Source organism: Sarcina sp. DSM 11001, assembly GCF_900101015.1.
In the GTDB taxonomy this organism is placed as follows: Bacteria; Bacillota; Clostridia; order Lachnospirales; family Lachnospiraceae; genus CAG-791.
In genome coordinates this window covers 56,606-74,516 of the sequence record NZ_FNFZ01000005.1, presented here as the reverse complement: position 1 = coordinate 74,516, position 17,911 = coordinate 56,606, and the positions used below count along the sequence as shown (strand labels likewise).

Annotated in this window: 12 protein-coding genes and 1 pseudogene; 5 read left to right on the top strand and 8 right to left on the bottom strand. The window is 55.2% G+C overall.

Translation table 11 applies throughout. The annotated features are described in order from the left end of the window. Positions 1-244: 244 nt before the first annotated feature. From BLT02_RS03635 to BLT02_RS03620, 4 genes are all read right to left on the bottom strand, one after another. Positions 245-880, bottom strand: a complete 636-nt coding sequence (locus tag BLT02_RS03635; RefSeq protein WP_092991666.1) for a sugar O-acetyltransferase — start codon at positions 878-880, stop codon at positions 245-247. Between the two features lie 31 nt (positions 881-911). Then, positions 912-2,111: a zinc-dependent alcohol dehydrogenase gene (locus BLT02_RS17065; RefSeq protein WP_175453671.1), complete on the bottom strand. Its 1,200-nt coding sequence runs from the start codon at positions 2,109-2,111 to the stop codon at positions 912-914. Between the two features lie 219 nt (positions 2,112-2,330). Continuing rightward, a complete protein-coding gene (locus BLT02_RS03625; protein ID WP_092991664.1) occupies positions 2,331-3,107 on the bottom strand; it encodes an SDR family NAD(P)-dependent oxidoreductase in 777 nt (258 codons plus the stop codon). A gap of 327 nt (positions 3,108-3,434) precedes the next feature. Beyond that, a complete protein-coding gene (locus BLT02_RS03620) occupies positions 3,435-4,826 on the bottom strand; it encodes an MATE family efflux transporter (RefSeq protein WP_092991662.1) in 1,392 nt (463 codons plus the stop codon). A 257-nt stretch (positions 4,827-5,083) separates the two neighbouring features. Here BLT02_RS03620 and BLT02_RS03615 point away from each other — a divergent pair, with 257 nt between their 5' ends. Further along, complete coding sequence (locus BLT02_RS03615) at positions 5,084-5,758, top strand: nitroreductase family protein (protein ID WP_092991660.1); 675 nt, start codon at positions 5,084-5,086, stop codon at positions 5,756-5,758. Between the two features lie 10 nt (positions 5,759-5,768). Here BLT02_RS03615 and BLT02_RS03610 read toward each other — a convergent pair whose 3' ends face one another. The 4 genes and pseudogenes from BLT02_RS03610 to BLT02_RS03595 form a co-directional block, all read right to left on the bottom strand. Then, entirely contained in the window at positions 5,769-6,152 is a 384-nt protein-coding gene (locus tag BLT02_RS03610) for a DUF1667 domain-containing protein (RefSeq protein ID WP_092991658.1), read from the bottom strand. Positions 6,153-6,944: 792 nt separating this feature from the next. Next, positions 6,945-7,919, bottom strand: a pseudogene (locus tag BLT02_RS17695) (FAD-dependent oxidoreductase); the annotation flags it as partial. Between the two features lie 202 nt (positions 7,920-8,121). Next, positions 8,122-9,666 carry an NAD(P)/FAD-dependent oxidoreductase gene (locus BLT02_RS03600; protein WP_092991654.1) on the bottom strand — a complete coding sequence of 515 codons (1,545 nt, stop codon included), beginning with the start codon at positions 9,664-9,666 and terminating at the stop codon, positions 8,122-8,124. A 91-nt stretch (positions 9,667-9,757) separates the two neighbouring features. Beyond that, positions 9,758-11,497 carry an AAA family ATPase gene (locus BLT02_RS03595; RefSeq protein ID WP_092991652.1) on the bottom strand — a complete coding sequence of 580 codons (1,740 nt, stop codon included), beginning with the start codon at positions 11,495-11,497 and terminating at the stop codon, positions 9,758-9,760. Between the two features lie 487 nt (positions 11,498-11,984). On the opposite strand from BLT02_RS03595, the gene BLT02_RS03590 reads away from it, so the two are divergent. From BLT02_RS03590 to BLT02_RS03570, 4 genes are all read left to right on the top strand, one after another. Next, a complete protein-coding gene (locus BLT02_RS03590; RefSeq protein WP_175453670.1) occupies positions 11,985-13,496 on the top strand; it encodes a xylulokinase in 1,512 nt (503 codons plus the stop codon). 133 nt (positions 13,497-13,629) lie between these two features. Then, positions 13,630-15,189 carry a sugar ABC transporter ATP-binding protein gene (locus BLT02_RS03585; protein ID WP_092991647.1) on the top strand — a complete coding sequence of 520 codons (1,560 nt, stop codon included), beginning with the start codon at positions 13,630-13,632 and terminating at the stop codon, positions 15,187-15,189. Then, on the top strand, positions 15,186-16,217 hold the full coding sequence (locus BLT02_RS03580) for an ABC transporter permease (RefSeq protein WP_092991645.1): 1,032 nt from the start codon (positions 15,186-15,188) through the stop codon (positions 16,215-16,217). Before BLT02_RS03585 ends, BLT02_RS03580 begins: the two co-directional genes overlap by 4 nt. Before the next feature lie 375 nt (positions 16,218-16,592). Further along, positions 16,593-17,768, top strand: coding sequence for a sugar ABC transporter substrate-binding protein (locus tag BLT02_RS03570; protein WP_242869690.1), 1,176 nt, complete (start codon positions 16,593-16,595; stop codon positions 17,766-17,768). The last annotated feature ends 143 nt before the right edge of the window (positions 17,769-17,911 follow it).

The window sequence follows — 17,911 nt, the reverse complement described above, 5'->3', positions numbered from 1 at the left end:
GACACAGAGGTTCACTGAGATTTCGACGGATTCCGCTTATTATAGCGCACGCGCGACGTATAATAAACAGGGAAATCGCTGAAAAATGCGAATGCGAATGGAACGGAACAGTGAAACGGAACAAAAAACGCAATAAGGAAACGGAACAATAAAATGGAACAATAAAACAGAATAAGGAAAGGGAACAGGGAGGAACCGGAAGAAAGACTGGAAAAATCTCCTGCCCCTGTGCAGTGACAGTCCCTCAATGCGGGGCAAAGCCGCGGCGGACGATATCAGCCCAGGCTTCCTCGTCGAATTCTTCATCCTTATAGAGCTTTTTCCGGTCAGTTTCCCCGATCTGCCGCAGGATCCTGCATGGATTTCCGGCAGCAAGGCTCCAGTCGGGGATGTCCCTGGTGACGACGCTGCCCGCTCCGATTGCGACGTTGTTTCCGATGGTGACCCCGGGGAGGATGACAGTATTGCCGCCGATCCAGACATTGTCACCAATAGTGATGGCTTTGCCGTATTCATACAGGGAATTACGACTGTCCGGATGAACCGGGTGACCGGCTGTGTAGATGGCTACATTGGGGGCCATCTGGCAGTAGTCGCCGATCTTTACCTTTGCCACATCCAGGATCGTGCAGTTGTAGTTGGCAAAGAAGTTTTTCCCCACTTCGATGTGGGTTCCGTAATCACAGTAAAAGGGAGGATTGATGAAGGCGTTCTCCGATTTCCCGAGGAGCTCCCGGACGACTTCCGCTATGCCGCCAAAATCAGAGCGGTCCATGAAATTGAGCTTCTGAAGGATTTTCCTGCAGCGGGCCTGTTCTTCCATTACACTGTGGTCGGTGATATAAGCGAGTTCTTTGTCCCGCCGTTCAATTTGATCCATATAATATCCCTTTACTTAATATCCCGCTGAGTCACTCCATCCGGAATAAGATTTTTGCGGCGGTTTTTTCTTTTGCGCAGAGCTTCTCGAAGGCGGCCTTACCCTCATCGAGGGAAACGATGTCCGTGATGATTGGAGAGACATCAATGCGGCCGGAAGCGAGCAGGTCTACAGCCGTTTTGAGATCCTCTGTGGTATAGCAGTTGCATCCGGTGAGAGTGATCTGGAAACCGACGATGAGATTTGCGTCGATCGGACAGTCGCCGTCTTCAAAGACGCTGACGGCGAGGACCTGACCGCCCGCGCGGACATGCTCCAGTGCGAGACGCAGGGTCGCGGGACTGCCGGCCGTTTCGATGACCTTGTCAAAGCGCGCGCCATCGGGAAGGGCGGGCAGAGCCTTTGCGCCCAGCCGGGCCGCAATATTCCGTCTGGTTTCCGAGCGGTTGACGACGGTGACATTGCGGATCCCGCAGACCTGCCTGGCCAGGGCTGCGGTGAGGAGACCGATGGGACCGGCCCCGATAATGGCCAGAGAGACCTGGTCTGCAGTCTGGGCTTCCTGTCTGCCGGAAGACAGTTTAGCAGGGGAGGGTTCCCTGGAGGAAAATCCGTCAGAGGAAGGTTCACCGGAGGAAGATCCATCAGAGGAAAGCCCCTCACGGGCGGGTTTGTCTGAGGAGAGTCCGTCAGCCCCTGATCCCGGGATCTTCAGGCAGGCACTCAGACCTGCGCGGTTACACACGTTTACCGCCACCGCCAGGGGTTCCGCGAGAGCCATTTTTTCCATATCAGCGTACTTATCCACATACTTTGGGACATGGATCAGGTGGTCCTCAGGCAGGCAGATATATTTTGCGAAGCATCCCTGACGGACCTCGCCGATGAAGCCGAGGACTTCGCAGGTGTTGAAATCGCCGCGGCGGCAGCTGTCGCATTCCCCGCAGGTCATCATAGGATTCGCGATGACCAGATCGCCTTCTTTAAAACCGGACTTGCGCCCCGGCTGATCAGCCTGTGAAACGTCCTCTACGATACCGAAGAATTCATGCCCCATGGTCTCGGGGATGTTCTGGATGAACATGGCTTTGTTGTAAATATGCAGATCCGAGCCGCAGATTCCGGCATAGAGGACACGGATGAGCACCTCGCCGGGGGCAGGAGCCGGCTTATCGATTTCTTCCGTCCGGACATCATGGATTCCGTACCAGCGCAGTGCTTTCATCTTCATATAGCAGTCCTTTCACAATTTACAAAAAACTTTCACAGTTTATAAAACATGGATGAATGTCTGTTTAAATTACATTTCAATATCTGCAGACAAATCTCTGCCGCTCTCATTAAGGAAACTAAAGAAACGTAAATACAGTGCAGAGTCCGGTCTGCAGATGCAGGACGGGATGTTCCTGACGGACAGACAGTGCTGACAGGCAGGGCCCGGGATCCGGGATCAGCTGGCCAGCCAGCCGCCGTCGACCTTGATCGTCGCGCCGGTGACGTAGTCAGACGCGGAGGACGCGAGGAAGAGCATGGGACCGGCCAGATCCCTGACGGTTCCCCAGTTGTGCAGAGGAATCCGGCTCTCGATCCAGGCGCGGTGGTCCGGGTCATCGTAGAAGGGCCGGGTCATCGGTGTGATGAAATATCCGGGCGCTACGCAGTTGACCTGGATGTTGTCGGCACCCAGTTCGATGGACATGGTTTTGGAAAGCTGGATCACTCCGCCCTTGGTGGAGCAGTAGACGCTGGATTCGGCGAGACCGATGTAGCTGCCCAGGGAGCCGATATTGATGATCTTGCCGCCGCCCTGTTTTTTCATGATCCTGGCGATCTCCTGACCGACAAAGAAGACACCCTTCAGGTTGACAGAGGTGATGAAGTCGTAGTGCTCTTCCGTGACTTCTGTGTAGGGTTCGATGTGCTCAACGCCGGCGTTGTTGACCAGGACATCGATCCGACCGTAGGCGTCCAGAATCTCCTGCGCCATGTGCCGGATGCTGTCCTGTTTTGTCACATCCACCCGGAAGGCGCGGGCTTCAAAGCCCTGGGAGCAGATGTCTGCCGCCGTCTCCTGCACCTTTTCAAACTGGATGTCCGCGCAGGCGACCTTACATCCGGATTCCGCAAAAATGTGAGCATAGCCCTCGCCGAGACCGGTAGCCGCTCCAGTCACCAGAACGACCTTGCCGGCGACATCAAACAGATTCTGCCCATTCAAAATGTTCATAAACGCAATCCTTTCGTTTGTCAGACTCACTTATAAAAATTTGAGACATCCGGGCTGATGACATGATATTGGTTCAGGTATTTTTCAGAACTTTCACCCGCTGCAATGGTGTAATGGCCAAAGAGGATGCTCTTTTCAGACTGTTACCCAGTGATACACTAACCGATATTGTATCAAAATGCCGGTATTTTGAAAAGCAAACGCCGCATCTCAGTAAACCGCCTGTAAACCGTGCAGCACCGGAACATTTCGTGTTTTATACCGGCTTGATAAGCAACATGATATTCTGAGTTTTGTCCCGCCTGAGCAAGGGATCCATACAGAGAATTAAACAGTTATGTTCTTGATCCAGATCCCTTTGTTTACAAGCGTTATCCCGATCACGACTTTGACCAGTTCACAGGAGATCACCGCCGCATACATGGGCAGGATCGGGACCCGCGTATAATGGGCCAGAAAGTAGGCGGCCGGGATGGACACAGCCCAGCAGAAGCAGGAGTCAAACAAAAAGGTGATGAATGTTTTTCCGCCGGACCGGATGATGAAGTAGGAAGCGTTGTTAAAAGAATGTATGGGCATATAGGCGGCCATGAGAATGATCAGCCCTGTCGCCAGTGCCCGGATCTCATTCGTTGTATTGTAGATTTTCGGGAAAACGAAGGAGACTGAGATCATCAACGTAGATGAGAGCATGCACAAAAAACAGGAGAAGAGCATGAGTCTCCAGGCTTCGTTTTTGAGCTCTTTTGTGCGCGATTCTCCCCACTCCCCCAGCTTTCGGCCGATGATGATCGCCGTCGCCGATCCCATTGCGATAAAGGCAACGTTGAATACGTTGCCGAGTGTCTGCGCGATATTGAGCGCGGATACCACAGAAAGGCCGCGCACGCTGTAGCACTGAGTGAGGATCGCCTGTCCGCCGGACCAGAGAGCTTCGTTTAAAAGAAGCGGCGTCCCTTTCCGGATGCAGTTCAGCGTGAGTACCCGGGGCACATACAGGCTCCGGTAAGCGCCTGTAATAAAGGGAATCCTTGCCGCGTGGGTGTGGGCCCAGACCGCGATAAAGGCAAGCTCGACAAATCTTGAGGTCACCGTGGCTGCCGCGGCTCCGACAACACCAAGTGCAGGTGCGCCCAGTTTCCCGTAGATCAGAATATAGTTTCCGGCAAGATTTACGACTACTGCGATCAATGTCGCGATCATCGGCGCAACGGTTTCCCCATGGGACCGGATCGTCGTGTTGTAGGCCTGCGTGACCGCAAAAGGAAGAAAGCCGAAGCACATCACGGTCAGATAGCTGAGCGCAGCCTGCATCGTCGCTTCAACAGATCCCCCGCCTCCATCTTCGTGCAGATACAGACCGATCAGGGACTGCCCATGGCTCATAAAAATGTAGATCCCCGCCGCAGTCAGGAGAAGCGACATCAGGATCTGCAGCCGGAAGGTATGGCGGACCCCCTCCTGATCATCTTTGCCGCAGTACTGTGCAGTAAAAATACCGATCCCGGAAAGCCCGCCGAATACACACAGATTCCAGACAAATAAAAGGGAGTTTACAATAGAAACACCGGTCATGGGATCAGTACCGATCCTCCCGACCATGATGTTGTCCAGCATGTTCACAAAGTTCGTGATTCCGGTCTGCACCATGATCGGAAAGGCGATCATCATCGTGATCTTTATGAAGTTTTTGTCAAAAACAGATCTTAGAATTTTCATTATATACGAATTTACTAAACGGACATGCCGGAGTATTCTGCCTCCTTCTGCGCGGATCTCTGTGCGGGTCTCCGTGCGGAAATTAACGAAAATGCATTGCGAAAATGGAGCCTATAAGGTATGGTTTTGATAAAACCTTGATAAAACAGTCCGGAAATACGGAAAGAAAATTATTGCTAAAAAATTACTGCTAGAAAATCATAGTTAAAAAGAGTCCGGAAATCCGGAGTGAAAAGTTGGAAAGGGGGATCAAAACCATGACGTTACTGGAAGCGATCGATGCAAGGCATTCTGTGAGGGCCTACAAATCGACCCCGATACCGGAGAAAGTCCGCAGCCAGCTGGATGCTTTTACGGCGGACTGCAATAAAGAGGGGGACCTGAACATATCCATACGGTATGACGATCCGGCGGGATTTGATTCCAGACTTGCCCACTACGGCAGTTTCCGGAATGTGGAAAACTACATTGTGCTTGCCGGAAAGAAGGATGAATCCTTTGATTTCCGCTGTGGATATTATGGGGAGAAGATCGTCCTCTTAGCTCAGCAGCTTGGTCTGAACACCTGCTGGGCAGCGCTGACTTTCAATAAAAAGAAAGTGAAAGAGGTGGTGGCCCCGGGAGATACGCTCTGCATGGTGATCGCCCTTGGTTATGGTGAAACGCAGGGAATCAGCCGCAAGAGTAAGAAAACAGAAGATGTGGTCGCCACCAAGGGCAATATGCCGGACTGGTTCCGCAGCGGCGTGGAGGCCGCTCTTAAGGCTCCCACAGCAATGAACCAGCAGAAGTTTGTTTTTGGAATGAAAAACGGCCAGCCGGCGGTCAGGGTAAAAGGAATGGGTCCTTGTACCAGGGTCGATCTTGGTATCGTGGCCTGTCATTTTGAGATCGGATCCGGGCGGGAGATCGAGGCCATCATGGAAAAATGAGAGGGTGCTTTCAGCGACTTTCGCCGGCGATGGCGTCGCGGGTAGCGACGACATTGCATCCGGTCCCGCAGAGGTCGCGGATGAGGATGTCTCCGCGGCGGACAGGCGGTGCGGGATGGGTGCGGTAGATCTCTGCCGCGCAGTCAAACAACAGAGCTTTGGGAACAGGCCGGTCGGTTTTTACGCTGACCGGCTTTTCCATGTTCTGCAGCCGCATCAGGGCAGTAAGGACGCGCATGGGCGCAGTCAGTTCCTGGCGGGCATATTCGATTCCCCGGGGGCAGCTGTTGCCGCTGATCTCCAGCTTTCCGTCGGGACCGGTCTCAGCGGTCAGGCGGCAGCCTCGCGGGCAGATGATGCAGATGAGTTCCTGGTGCTTGTCTGTTTTTTTCATAGATATAGAATTCCTGATGGTTTGCTCTCCAACTTGTTCTTTAACCTGCTCTTTAACTTGTCCTTCAACTTGTTCTTTAACCTGCTCTTTAGCTTGTCCTTCAACTTGTTCTTTAACCTGTTCTTTGACTTGTTTTCCAACTTGTTTTTCATCCTGCAATATATCTGATTATAATCGCGGGAAAAAGGGCAGGAGGGAACATGTGCTCAGAGAGCTGGCTGCAGGTTCTTTCAGAAGGCACGGTGGTCAGACTTGTGTCCCTTCAATGTCAAAAATGATTTCAGGGGCATTTTTAAGTTTTTCCGCCGGGATGGTGATCTTGCACATTTCGCCGGGGGTGAGGGCGAGGAAGCGCTTTCGGATCAAAATCCTGTTGTTCTGACCGGTCTGTCCCCCTGTACTTGCTGTACGTGCAGCGCCGTTTTCCCCGGCTCCGGAGGCGTTCATGCTGTTCTGACCGGTCTGTCCACCTGTACTTGCTGTACGCGCAGCGCCGTTTTCCCCGGCTCCGGAGGTGTTCACGGTATCGCGGTACCGGGCGGTGATCACCGCGTCGCGGTAGCGGGCGAGGGGGCGGAACATGAAATGGACCTCGGGGAGGGGAGTGTCCTGCCTCACGGTCTGGGGGACGATGCCGCCCACGCCGTCTCCGGAGAGTACGCGGATGTTCCCGGCTTTGGTCTCCTCTTTTGAAGCAGTTTCGGCTAAAGTGGTTTCCTTTGAGGCAGCTTCTTTTGAAACAGCTTCTTTTGAAACAGTTTCTTTTGAAGCAGTTTCCTTTAAAGCAGTTTCTTTTTCCGCAAGCAGCCAGGCGGCGGCATTTCTGCCCGCCTCCTCCCCTTCTTCGCTGACGAAGTCGACGAGGTCGTGGACGTGGAGGACGTTGCCGCAGGAAAATATGCCGGGAATGCTGGTCTGGAGGTCTTCCGTGACCAGGGCGCCCTTCGTAGCCCGGCTCATGGCGATGCCGGCGCTTTCTGTCAGTTCGTTCTCCGGGATGAGGCCGGCGGAAATGAGGAGGGTGTCACAGGAAATCTCAAACTCAGTGCCGGGGATGAGACGGCGGTTCTCGTCGACTTTTCCGACGAGGACAGAGGAGACACGTTCTTTGCCGCAGACTTCGGAGATGACGGAATTGTAGTAGACCGGGATGTCAAAGTCCTCGATGCACTGCTTCATGTTGCGGGGCAGGCCGCCGGAGTAGGGCATGATCTCCACGACAGCCGCGACTTCGCAGCCCTCCAGGACGAACTGGCGGGCCATGATCAGGCCGATGTCGCCGGAGCCGACGATGACGATGCGGCGGCCGGGCAGGTAACCGTCGATATTGAGGTAGCGCTGGGCTGTGCCGGCAGTCATGATGCCAGCGCCGCGGGCACCGGGAATGAGGAGGGCGTTGCGGCTGCGCTCACGGCAGCCCATGGCGAGGACGACAGCCTTTGCCCGGATCTCCATGAGACCCTCTTCAGGACTCACGGCAGTGATGGTCCTGTCCGAGTGCAGTTCGATCACGAAGGTGTTCAGGAGATACGGAATCCTCAGCTCCTGCACCATATCCGCGTATCTGGCGGCAAATTCCACGCCGGTCAGATCCTCTTTGAAGCGGTGCAGGCCGAATCCGTTATGAATGCACTGCTGCAGGACTCCGCCCAGGGCAGAGTTCCGCTCCAGGATCAGGATATCCCGCACACCGTTTTTATATGCGCTGACAGCGGCCGCCATTCCCGCGGCCCCGCCGCCGATGACGACAAGTTCCACTTCTTTCATGCTTCAACTCCAAGGCGCGGTGCCATAAATCACTTATGAAGACAAATTACTTATGAAGACAAAATACTTATGTTGAAAACTGCGCGTATATATGCGTGCATATGCTTGATGAAACTGCGCGTATATATGATTGACGAAAATGATTGATGAAAACTGTTGCTTATGATGAAAACCGCGCGCTGCCGGTTCCGGCTTATCCGGGTCAGGCATTGCAGGCCAGACCGGCCAGGACTCTGGAAGAGCCGCCGCACTGGGTGACCTCCAGGGGGCTGATGCCCAGCTCTTCGCTCAGGATCTCCAGAACCCGGGGGCTGCAGAAGCCTCCCTGGCAGCGGCCCATGCCGGCGCGGGTGCGGAGCTTGACTTCGGAGATAGAGCGGGCGCCCAGGGGACGGCGGATGGCGTCCCGGATCTCTGCTTCGGTGACCATCTCGCATCGGCAGACGATCTTGGCATAGTCCGGGTTTTCAGCGATGGCCGCGCGGCGCTCCTCATTGGTCATATCCCGGAAGGCCTTTTTTGCCGGCCTGTGCGGATCAAAGTTTTCATTGACGGGCGGTTTCAGCCGGTCGATGCAGATGCCCGCGACGTGCTGCGCGATCGCATAGCAGGCGGTGAAGGCGGGGGATTCGGTGCCGCCCGCGTTTACGAAACCGGGGGCGTCATCCGGTTCGCCGATGACAAAGTCGTTGGTGTCCGCGTGGGGGCGGCAGCCTCCAAAGATGGAGATGATCTCGTCCTCGGGGAAGGGTGTACCGTCGCTTCCCAGGGGCAGGTCCTTCCATGCTTTTTTGAAATAATCGACGATCTGCTCGATGGATTCCCTCCGTGTGTCCGTGAAATCGGGGTCGTCCACTTCAGTGGCGTCGCAGCCCAGCAGCATGGTGCCGCCAGTCGTCGTGATGATAGCCATACCCTTGGTATGGCCGCCGCCGGGCAGGTCGTGGGGCGTCTCCATGAGGGTGGTCGTGAGCTTGTCCGAATGCTTTCTGTCCAGGACGACATGGGCACCGAAACGCGGGATAATGCGGAATTTCTTTTCCGAGACCATGTTGTTGATGACGTCGGAGTGACCGCCGGCGCAGTTGATGACCATGCGGGCGGAGAAGGTGACAGGGCAGGTCCCGCCTTCAGGCTGAGCGTCCGCCGGAGTAGTGCCGGGGATGTCCATGGCCTGTGACGCCGGCATCCTCGCGGTCACCAGAAAACCTTCTTCCGACTTTTGAATATCTGTAACTTCCGCTTCTTTATAAAATTCCACGCCGTTCGCCCAGGCGTTTTCCGCGAGGGCAAAGGTGACACAGAAAGGATTCGTGACGCCGCCGTCGGGAACCCAGAGGACAGCCTTCACATCTTTTCCGATATCCGGCAGGAGTTCATAGAGGGAGGGCGGAGTGACGATCTCTGCCCGGACATGATTTTCTCTGGCGAAGCCCTCCAGCTTATAAAGCTCCCGCATGCCGCTTTCATTCGTCGCGAAGATAGTCGTTCCGTTTTTTAAACAGGGAACGGAGAGCTCGTCGCAGATCTGGTACATCAGCCGGCAGCCGGGCGCATTGAATTTTGCTTCATTCGTACCCGGGATCGGATCGTAACCGGCATGGATCATGCCGGAATTGCATTTACTTGCGCCTGCGCAGAGGTCATGGCCTTTTTCCAGGACCAGGACGCGCAGCCTGTAGCGGGAAAGTTCGCGCGCAGTGGCGCAGCCGACGCTTCCCGCGCCGACGATGATGACATCAAACATGCTTTTGTCTCCATTGCTGCAAAAACTGAAATGTAATTATCGGATCGATGCGTAAAACCCCTGCTGACGAAGGGTGTTGTCCGTGGGTACGTCACTTCACGATGATGACCTCTTTTCCGCGGAAGCCAAAACCGTATTTCCGGATCTTTCCCGTGGGAATCCCCCGGGAAAGCAGATCGGCATCGTATGCTTTTTCATCAATCTGCTTTCTTGCGCGGTCTGCAGTGTCCCTCAGCTTCCGGTCTCCTTTAGCTTTATCGAAAACCTTGAATTCGAGGATGGCAGCTGACAGATTCCCCTTCACATCCAGAGGCTCCAGGCTGACGTCATAGCGGCCGAAGCCGCTTTCCCGATTGGAAGTGACGCGGTAGTCCTCCGACAGGCAGGTGAGCATACCGAGAGTCAGTGCGTGAAAAAAGTTTTCCGGCTGTACAGTTCCGGCGGATGGTTTTATTCCTGTGTCGAAAGAAGATGAGCATGTCAGGACAACTTCCTGCATTGCCGCGTTCATTTCCCGGAGATCATCAGCCAATAAAGCATCCGCGAACTGTTCCATATAGTTTCCCGACCGCGTTGCGAACCATTTCGTCACCATGTTCGAGAGACAGGCGAGGGATTCGTGGTTGGTCAGGGTGATCGTAAGCTTTGTCCTGCTTTTTGCTCCGGGAACAGGCTTTATGTAACCGGCCGCGATCAACATGGACCAGACGGCGCTTTCATCCTCATCAAGCCATGGGAAAATCAGGTCGTCCCGGATTCTTCTTTCTATGACGCCGCCGCCCAGCAGGGTTTCAAATCCTTCTTTAAGGGCAATTCCGCCTCTCCGTACCAGATGGTCGACCAGGTCCAGTCCTCCGGACTGCGCCCAGTAGTCCTGCGGGGGGCTCTTTCTGTCGCAAAGATAGTTGACGACGGACCAGGGATTGTAGATTTCTGTCTCCTTTCCGATCGTAAACCCGTCGTACCAGAAACGGACCAGGTCTCTTTTGTCCGTAAGGCTGTATTCCTTCAGTATGGCTTTCATCTCTTCTTGTGTGAAGCCAAAAGAACTGTCATATCCACCGGAAAGGACAGAGCAGACGGCCAGGTTGTTCATATCGGAGAACAGGGACTCTTTTGCGATGCGGGTGATTCCTGTGATCACGGCACGGTCCAGATACTCGTTCTCCTTAAAAGTTTCCGAAAACAATTCCCTCAGTACAGAGATCGCTTCGTCGTAGTAGTGATACATGTAGGCTGTCTGCAGAGGCGTGTCATATTCATCGAGGAAGATATAGACTTTTTTTCCATGATATCGGAACAGCCAGGCCGATAAAAGGTGGAAAATGTGGGTCAGTTTGAAAATGAATTCCAGATAGCTGTCTGAATCCTTGTCCGGGTTGGGAATCTTCGGAATGACCCGGGATATCTCTGAGAAGAATTCTTTTTCATCCTCGTTGAGGACGCCTGACTCCGGCAGGAAGCGGTATCTGGAAAGAAGAATCGATATTCTTCCGGCGAGTGAAATCAGAAAGCCCCTGAAAGTTTCCGCCTTTACGCCCGCGAAAGAGAGCTTGATCGTCGGCACAGTGCCCTGCAGCTCCATGATTTCTTTATCCTGACTGACCAGGAGGCCATTGAACAGGTCGGCCCTTCCCGCATAGGAGATGGAGAAAAAACAGTTCAGCATGTCCATAGTCAGAGTTTTGCCGAACCGACGTGGACGGGTGATCAGCGTGATATCATCCCTCTGCCGATACCAGGCGGTAATAAAGTCCGTCTTATCCACATAAAACAGGTTTCCATCCCGGATTTTCTCGAACTCCTGGATGCCGCGTCCTACCACTCTCATGATTTAAATCCCTCTGTCGTCAGTTGCGATTCGTCGAAATGCCTGCGCATGCGCAGCCGGAATGTTCAGGCCGTCCGGCTGTACAGGCAGGGTTTTCGTTTTGTTTCAAACGTTTCTCGAGTACGGGAAAAACGTCCCGGGCCGGTCAACAGGCGGCCAGTAACATTTTACCTTGTGGGGACTGCTGTGTGCAATATAATAATTGCCCAATAAACGGCAATAAAAAGCGGCAATAAAATAATTTACAAAGAATTGCATAAGAAGGGATATTTCGCTATAATAAAAAAACTATGTTTTGATGCGTTAACAGGGCAAAGCGGCAACGCGCTAAAACCTCCGGACGGTTCTAACAGGCCATGTACATGTCAGGCTTTTAACAGGCTTCGCGCATGGCAGGAATGAAATGATCTGAAAAATATCCGGCACCTTACCCGGACATGTTTTGTTTTTCCATATGTCCAGGGGGACCGGAAGAGGGAAGGATATTTTGATAAAATACATTCTCACGGCGGATATCGGGACGACAGCGCTCAAGGCCGCCCTGTACGGTCTTGATGGAAAGCTGGCCGCCTCCTGTACGCGGGAATATCTCTTCGAGACACCTGCCCCGGGGCAGGCGGAGATGGCGGCGGAGGTCTATACGGAGACCTTTGCGGCCGCAGTCCAGGATATAGTGACCCGCCCGGGGATCGTCCCGAAGGAGATCGGCGTCATCGGCTTCTCTACACAGGGGGAGACCATGCTCCTTCTGGATGAAGAGAACCGCCCGCTGCGCAGAGCTGTTCTGTGGTGCGACAGCCGGGCATCGGCCGAGGCAGGTGAGATCGTCAGACATTTCGGCCCGGAAGAGATCCGGAAACGGACAGGACAGGTTGGCGAGGACGCCATCTGGCCCGGAGCCAAGCTTCTGTGGATCAGAAAAAACGAACCGGAGGTCTTTGGAAATACCAGAAGGATCGTCCAGCTGGAAGGCTGGTTTTCACTGCTCCTGACAGGCCGGGCCTGCGGAGAGGATTCCATCCTGGGATCATCCGTTTATTACGATATCCGGAAGAGAGAGTACTGGCCGGAGATGCTGGACTACCTGGGAATCACGGAGGACCAGCTCCCGGAGATCGCTTTGCCCGGGGAGATCGTCGGAAGGGTGACAGAATCCGCTGCGGCTCGTTTCGGCCTGGCAGCCGGGACCCGGGTTTCCATCGGCGGCATTGACCTGGGCTGCGGAGCGATTGGAGTCGGGAATATCCGCCCGGGTAATTTTTCAGACGTGACAGGTTCCTCTCTGTGCACCATGGCCCTGACAGAGGACGTGGTCCTCGATCCCAAAGGCCAGATGCCCTGCTACTGCAGCGCTGTGCCGGGACTCTATATGATCCACGCCTATGCGTCGGGCGGCATCAGCCTCCGCTGGTTCCGGGATGTTTTTTTCGGGGAGACACTGGCGGGGGTCCCTGCGGGCATCAACCCTTACGACTATATGGACCTGCTGGCGGCAGACTGCCCTCCGGGCGCGGAGGGCCTCATAGCCCTGCCGCATCTGATCGGTTCGGGACCGCCGGACCTGTGCCCGGAAATGAAGGGCACCCTGATCGGCCTGTCGACCGCCCACGGACAGAAACATATCGTGAGAGCCTTTATGGAAGGCGTGACCATGAACCTGTGCCGGATCCTCGAAGCCACACAGGAGCTGGGACTTGCCGCGGACCGCATCGTCTGCCTGGGCGGCGGCGCGAAAAGCCCCGTCTGGTGCCAGATCAAGGCGGATGCGACCGGAAAGCCCGTCGTCACGACGGATGGTTATGAAAATGCCGGCTGCATGGGCGCGGCGATGCTGGCCGGAACGGCAGCGGGCCTGTTCCCTGATCTGGAGGAAGCGGCAAAGAGGTTTGTGCGTGAAGACCGGCTGTACCTGCCGGACGAAAAAAACGCAGCGCTGTACCGGACCATGTACCTGCGCTATCAGGCCCTGATGCAGGTCCTGATGCCGATGTTCCAGTAAAAAGAGACAGGGAACGGTTTTCTGTCTCCTTCTGAACCGCACAAAGCGAACCGGCACTTAGTTTATACAAAAAACGGCAGTCATAACCAGAAGATTACAGGACGATTTCAAGAAGATCAGAAACGGGAAGTCTATGAATCTGCAGCAGGAAAAAGCAAAAGCAGGCGGCGCGGCGGCGCTCGCGCTTGAACTGAAGAACATCACCAAGCTCTATTCAGGAACGGTCGCGCTCCGGGATGTCAGCCTCACTGTAAAGAAAGGCGAGGTACACGGCCTGATCGGCAAGAACGGGGCAGGCAAGTCCACCCTGGTGGGTGTTATGTCCGGGCTGGTAGAACCCAGCAGCGGACAGATCCTCCTGGACGGAGAGACCTTTTCCGCCCTTACTCCGATCATGGCCAGGCGTCATCATATTTCCATCATCACCCAGGAACCCCAGGTCATTGAGGAGTCCACTGTGGCGGAAAATCTTTTTTTTCCTCAGTATATCGAGGGAAAAAAGATCATTGACTGGAAGGAGCTCTCCAGAAGGGCAGGCAGGATCCTGCGGGAGGCGGGGCTGGTCATGGATCCGGATCTGCAGGTCCGGAACCTGTCGGTCAGCGAGCGCCAGCTTCTCCTGGTGATCAAGGCCTGCTATGTGGAGAAGGGAGAGCTCATCATTATGGACGAGGTCTCCGCCTCCCTGTCGCAGAGGGATCAGAAGATCCTGTACGGGATCATCCAGCGCCTGACCGAAGAGGGAAAGACAGTCATCTTTATTTCCCACCACACAAAGGAGCTTCTGGAGGTCTGCGACGTGGTCACTGTCATCCGGGACGGGCAAAATGTGAAGAGTGTCCGCAGGGAGGAACTCGACCTCAAGACCCTGGCGGGACTGATCGTCGGCAATGAGAATTATGAGGCAAAGCAGGGAGAGGATTTGTCCTCTCTGGCAACTGAGGAGGTCCTCTTTTCGCTCGAAGGCTTTACCAGTTTCGGCAAGTTCCGGAGCGTCAGCCTGACTCTCCACAGAGGGGAAATCGTGGGCCTGGCGGGCCTGCGGGGCAGCGGGCGCACGGAGCTGTTCCGCAGCATCATCGGCGCGGACAGGCATGACAGCGGGAGAATGGTCCTGTGCGGAAAGGAGGTTTCCTATTCCTCCCCGTCCGCGGCGGCAAAGGACGGAGTCGTCTATCTGACCGAGGAGCGCGAGGCGGAAGGCATGGTCCCCATCGCCTCGGTGCGGCAGAACCTCACCATGAGTATTCTGGACAAAATCTCCCGCGCAGGGATCCTGCATTCGGCCAGAGAAAGAGAGACGGCGGCCCGCAGCATTGACGGGCTGGAGATCAAGGTGGCCTCCCAGCTGCAGGAGGTACAGCAGCTGTCCGGAGGAAATAAACAGAAGGTCCTGGTCGGCCGCGTCATGGAGCAGCACCCCAGGGTCTGCCTGCTCGACGAACCCACCAGGGGAGTGGATATCGAAGCCAAGGACAGCATCCTGCACAGCATCAACCACGGATTCAGGGACAATGCCTGTGCGCTCATCACGTCGCCCGGTGTCGAGGATCTCATGCTGATTTGTGACCGGATCCTCGTTCTTTACCAGGGCCGTATCACGGAAGAGTTCGCCAGAAAGGAATTTTCCGAGGAGGACATCTACCGGGCTATGCAGGGAGAGACGATCCACAGAAAGGAGACAGCTTCATGAGACGTTCCACCAAAATACAGCTTGCCCTGCTCAACAATCTGGTGTGGGTCATGGTCGCGGTTTTCTTTTTGTTTAACTCGGTCTTCACACCTTCTTTTTTAAGTTCTAGAAACCTTTTAAATATCCTGTTCCAGTCGGCGACACTGGGCCTGATGGTCCTGGGCCAGGGTATTGTTATGATGGTCGGTGAGCTGGACCTGTCCATGGAGGCGACGCTGGCTTTTTCGCCGGGCATTGCCATCCTGCTGGGAAAGGCCTTCAATCTGCCGGCGCCGATCTGTGTACTTGTGACTCTCCTGATCGGGACTGCGGTCGGCTTCTTTAACGGATTCTGCCTGGTCGGTCTCCAGACGAACTCCTTCCTGCTGACCATGTCCACGCAGATCGTCATGCGAGGACTCGTCCTCTTCCTGGTGCCTTTTTCACTGGCAAAGCTCGATCCCTTTTACACCTGGCTGGGGCGCGGCAGGATCGGACCGCTTCAGGTTGCAGTCCTCGCGCTTGTGCTGGTCTATGCGGTGTTTGAATTTATCTTCCGCAAGACGACGGCGGGCAGGCGTTTCCTCCTGACAGGCGGAAACCGCAGCGCGGCCTTTATTTCCGGCATCCATACCCAGAGGGTCGTGGTCTATGCCTTTATGCTTGCCGGTCTCCTCGCCGCCGTCGCGGGGCTGATCACGGCAGGGAGACAGAACGCGGTCTCCAACAACATGGGTTCGGGCCTGGTCATGATGGCTTTCGCAGGCGCGATCCTGGGCGGCTGCAGCTTCAACGGAGGCATGGGCAAACCCATCGGCATGCTGGGCGGCACGCTGCTTCTGGGTATGCTGGACAATGCCCTGACCCTGAACGGCGTGGACGTCAACCTGGTCAGTGCCACCAAGGGAGCCCTGATCTTCCTGGCCATCCTTCTCGACCATCTGCGCCACCGCCTGACGGCATGGATCATGCATCGGGAGAACATACGCAGGCTCATCCAGCCCGCGAAATCCGGAAAAGGGCCTTCAGAGGAAAATTCCGCCGGGTGAAGAACAGCTGCTGTGATCTGACATACTGGTCCTGATAAAAACAGGGCGGCCCGGCAGATTGACGGACATAATCTGACAGGTATACGCGGATAAATCTGCACAGACAGATTCACAATGACACAGATAAAAGCTCTGCAGGCTGTCCTGCAGGAGCTGTTTATCCAAATTCCTTAGGAACACCCCGCCTCTCTGCTGCAGTACAGGAGATGCAGGTACAGGAGATGCAGGTACAGGAGACGCAGGTACAGGAGACGCAGGTACAGGAGGCGGGCAGTTCATAGAAGCAACCGTTAACATGAAAATGGACGGCGCGGACCACCGGCTTTTTTGTGAGTGCCGTTCCCGGGGGTACCCGGATCAGGGAGGATTGAAATTATGAAAAAGACACTGTTGAAAAAGATCCTGAGCGCGGCACTGGCCGCGGCGATGGGAGTCATGCTGCTTTCGGGCTGCGGAGGCTCTGCCGGAAGCGGAAACTCTGACGCCGGCAAGAAGACAGATTCCGCCGCTGTCCAGGAGACTGCTGCCGGGGCTGTTGAAGCTGCCGCGGATGCGTCCGGCGAGGGTGCCGATGGCAAAAAGACCATCGGTATGGTCATCAAGCATGCGCAGACCGAGTTCATCCAGGCATTCGTGATCGGAGCAACGGACACCTGCGACAAGTATGGCTATGAACTGAAGGTCGTGGACGCCCAGGCCAACACAGACCAGATCCTGAACGCGATCGACAACTTCATCACCCAGGATATTGATGCCTTCATTATGGCGGGAGCGGAAGACCTGGTCTCCCTGGTTCCCGGCATCGAGCGCCTCAATGAGGAAGGGATCCCTGTCTTTGCCCTGGACACATGTCCGGAGGGCGGCAAGGTCGAGATGTTCATCACCAATGACATCGTGGAGTCCTCTGCCAAGGCGGCAGCCCAGATGATCGAGGGCATCAAGGAAGCCCACGGCGGCGAGGTCCCGGAGGGCGTCATCATCGAGATCACGGGCGCCTTGGTCGATATGTACACGACAGACTGCCACACCGGACTGATGTCTGTCCTGGACCAGTATCCCCAGCTGACCGTCGCACAGGGCGAGGGCAACTGGAACAACGACGATTCCTATGCGCGCGCCAGCGACCTGCTGAACCTGCACGGCGACAAGGTCCTGGGCATTTATGTCCACACTCCTGACATCATGGGCTCCGGCGTTGTCAACGCCGTGGAGAATGCAAATCTGAACCCGGCGGATTATTTCATCTCCGGCATCTGCATCGGCAAGGAAGGCATCGGCCTGCTGCAGGAAGGCAAGCTCTACGCGGTCGTCGAGCAGCCTGCCCTGGACGCGGCGATCCTTGCGGTTGAATATATCCACGACATGTTTGAAGGCAAAGCACTTCCCGAGATCGGCGACACAGTCGAGCAGGAGGGCGCGCTCTGGTCTCCCGCCAAGGTCATAGAAAACACCTACTGCGACGAAGGCCGCACACTCCTGATCCAGGCCCCGCTCATCCCCCAGGAATGTGATCCCGCCGATCCCCAGCTCTGGGAGAACCGTATTGAATAAGAATCGTATTGAATAAAAAGCGTATTGAATAAAAAGGCATAGTAAAATACAGAATAAAAATGCAAATAAAAAAGGAACGGGCAGCAGACAGCCCGTTCCTTTTCGCTCTTTTCGAAGGGAATTCGATACAGCGAGGATTCGTT

Coding starts and splice junctions, on each gene's coding strand:
- BLT02_RS03610 (WP_092991658.1), bottom strand. CDS start 6,152: ATGAAAAAAACAGACAAGCACCAGGAACTCATCTGCATCATCTGCCCG.
- BLT02_RS03615 (WP_092991660.1), top strand. CDS start 5,084: ATGACGTTACTGGAAGCGATCGATGCAAGGCATTCTGTGAGGGCCTAC.
- BLT02_RS03600 (WP_092991654.1), bottom strand. CDS start 9,666: ATGTTTGATGTCATCATCGTCGGCGCGGGAAGCGTCGGCTGCGCCACT.
- BLT02_RS03620 (WP_092991662.1), bottom strand. CDS start 4,826: ATGAAAATTCTAAGATCTGTTTTTGACAAAAACTTCATAAAGATCACG.
- BLT02_RS03635 (WP_092991666.1), bottom strand. CDS start 880: ATGGATCAAATTGAACGGCGGGACAAAGAACTCGCTTATATCACCGAC.
- BLT02_RS03580 (WP_092991645.1), top strand. CDS start 15,186: ATGAGACGTTCCACCAAAATACAGCTTGCCCTGCTCAACAATCTGGTG.
- BLT02_RS03595 (WP_092991652.1), bottom strand. CDS start 11,497: ATGAGAGTGGTAGGACGCGGCATCCAGGAGTTCGAGAAAATCCGGGAT.
- BLT02_RS03625 (WP_092991664.1), bottom strand. CDS start 3,107: ATGAACATTTTGAATGGGCAGAATCTGTTTGATGTCGCCGGCAAGGTC.
- BLT02_RS17065 (WP_175453671.1), bottom strand. CDS start 2,111: ATGAAGATGAAAGCACTGCGCTGGTACGGAATCCATGATGTCCGGACG.
- BLT02_RS03585 (WP_092991647.1), top strand. CDS start 13,630: ATGAATCTGCAGCAGGAAAAAGCAAAAGCAGGCGGCGCGGCGGCGCTC.
- BLT02_RS03570 (WP_242869690.1), top strand. CDS start 16,593: ATGAAAAAGACACTGTTGAAAAAGATCCTGAGCGCGGCACTGGCCGCG.